Source organism: Luteolibacter pohnpeiensis (assembly GCF_016595435.1).
GTDB lineage: Bacteria > Verrucomicrobiota > Verrucomicrobiia > Verrucomicrobiales > Akkermansiaceae > Luteolibacter > Luteolibacter pohnpeiensis.
Genome location: NZ_JAENIJ010000096.1, coordinates 1 through 2,175, shown reverse-complemented (window position 1 = coordinate 2,175; position 2,175 = coordinate 1). Strand labels below are relative to the sequence as shown.

At 56.5% G+C, this 2,175-nt stretch carries 2 protein-coding genes and 1 pseudogene; all 3 read left to right on the top strand.

Annotation, left to right across the window (positions count from 1 at the left end; all coding sequences use genetic code 11):
* The coding region (locus JIN85_RS20180) for a DUF4942 domain-containing protein (protein WP_234047534.1) at positions 1 to 714 on the top strand (714 nt) is incomplete at its 5' end.
* Between the two features lie 403 nt (positions 715 to 1,117).
* Positions 1,118 to 1,567, top strand: a complete 450-nt coding sequence (locus JIN85_RS20175) for a RusA family crossover junction endodeoxyribonuclease (protein WP_200274242.1) — start codon at positions 1,118 to 1,120, stop codon at positions 1,565 to 1,567.
* A gap of 1 nt (position 1,568) precedes the next feature.
* Positions 1,569 to 2,175 (top strand): annotated as a pseudogene (locus JIN85_RS20170) (DUF1376 domain-containing protein); the annotation flags it as partial.

The window sequence follows — 2,175 nt, the reverse complement described above, 5'->3', positions numbered from 1 at the left end:
ACGAAGATCCGGGATTTGATGCAGTCGCGCACCGGCATCGAGTTCAACCGCGACAACGCCTACGCCGTGGTGATGTGGGTGGTGAAGAATGCGAATGCCTACTTTGACGCCCAACTGATCGAGACTTACGAGACGATGGTCGATCTGGCTAACGTCGAGAACTATGTCTCTAACAAGCGGGTGTTCCAGTGGAACCGCTTTCGCTACGACACGGCCCAAGACGAGCGAGGCACGCATTTCCGGCTCAAGGTCGGGCACCGGATGGTGCTGGAGTATCTTGGCGGGCTTGAGGGGGGGTATAGCGAATCGAGTCGCGGGATTTCCAAGCGAGCGGCCGACTTTGTTTGCGATCTGATTGTATGTGCCAGAAACCTCGGTTTTGAGGTCCTGGACCAAGGGCCAGTCGAGTATGAATGGAAGGACAGCACGGCTCGCACGATCCGCTTCAAAACAGCCGGTGGAAAGGTCGAGTCCTTGCTGCGAGTGCGGGCGTTCTTCAATCGGAACGTGCACCTGCAATGCCATCCTGAGCTGATCCACGCGTTCAACGTTCAGCATGGAAAGCTCAAGGGGTGGCTGCGAAACGATGCGGAAGCAGCGGCAGAACTGGAGATCCCGCAGGAAACCGCCGCGAAGCATTTTCAGAGCGGATTCCGTCTAACAACCACGTCCGCATTCCCGATGCTGATGTCAGGGGAAAGGGGTGTGGCATGAGTGAGGAAGCTCCAATGCTGCCGTTCTTCGAACGAATGGAAGCGAAATCCCGAGAGGTGAGCCACAGAGCCAGAATCAAGGCCGCTATCCGGATGATGAGAATTAGTTGGCCGGAGTGGCGTGGGCCGCGGGTCAGTGAATCACTTGAGGGTCGCTGCTCTGTCGGGCACTGCATTGTGTATTCAGAGACTCACTCGGAAAATCGATACTTCTATTGTGCTCCATGCAGAATTTTAGAGATCGGTCCCAAGCTTGAATGGGTGCGGGCAGTGATCGACTACCCTCCTGATGCCGCCCCTTGGGTTTTGGAGGGCAATGGAACCATTCTAAGACTCGACATCACTGAAGTCCGGCCACCGACTGACGAACTCTGGAAAATCAGAAACAGCGAGAAGGAGGTGGCATGAATAATCCTCCCGTCATTTTCAAAGTCGTTCCGCTGGGCAAGCCGAGAATGACCCAGCGCGATCGCTGGAAAAAGCGGCCCGCCGTTCTTCGCTACCATGCTTTCAAGGACACGTTGCGGGCACGTCTGGTCGATCTGCCACACCTGCGGAAACTGATCGATAGCGGCACCATCCATGGCTTGTCCTGGACGGCTTACTTTCCGATGCCTCCGAGCTGGTCGAAGCGCAAGCAAGCCTCGCTTGCAGGTGCATTGCATCAGCAAAAGCCGGACCGCGACAACATCGACAAGGCCATCCTCGATGCGCTTTTCACCGACGATTCGGGCATTGCCTCCGGACGCATTGAGAAGCGCTGGGACGATGGCAAAGGCCCACGTATTGAAATCACTTTTGAGTTCGATCCTCACCCGGCGACGGCCCCGGGCAACCAACCCGTCCTTTTCTGAAATGGCAGAATTACCTTACATGCAGTTTTTTCCGGCGGACTACCTCCGCGACACTGAAATCCTTTCCCTCTCTGCGCAGGGCGGGTGGATGCGCATGCTGTGCAGCATGTGGCACCCATCCCGGCGCGGTGTGCTGAGTCTGCGCCTGCAAGCAATGGCTCGTCTGCTCCATGCGAGTGAGCAGGCCACCAAGAGCATTATTCAAGAGATCGAGGAATGTGATGTTGCAGACGTTGAATGGGGTGGCCATAGGGAGGCTATTAGCCCCGCTGATATCGGGATGGTAACCATCACCTGTCGGCGGATGGTTCGGGATTGGGAAAAGGCCACCAGCGAGAAGAAAACGCTTTCAGATGCAGGAAGACGTGGGGCCGCTAAAAGGTGGGGCAATAGGGGAGTAAATAGCCCTCCCAATGGGGAGGTGAATAGCCCCCCTAATAGCAATCCAGAAGCCAGAAACCAGAAGGATAGGGAGAGAGAGATAGCGCAGGCGCAAGAGCCAAACACAACGCTTCCGAGATCCAATCGAAGACCCACGCTTGCCCAGGCAAAATCAGCAGCGGCGACCATCGGCGTCACGGCGGAGCTCGCCGACGAATGGTGGCATG

Excerpts from the sequence above, each read along its gene's own strand:
- JIN85_RS20175 (WP_200274242.1), top strand. The coding sequence starts at position 1,118 with ATGAATAATCCTCCCGTCATTTTCAAAGTCGTTCCGCTGGGCAAGCCG.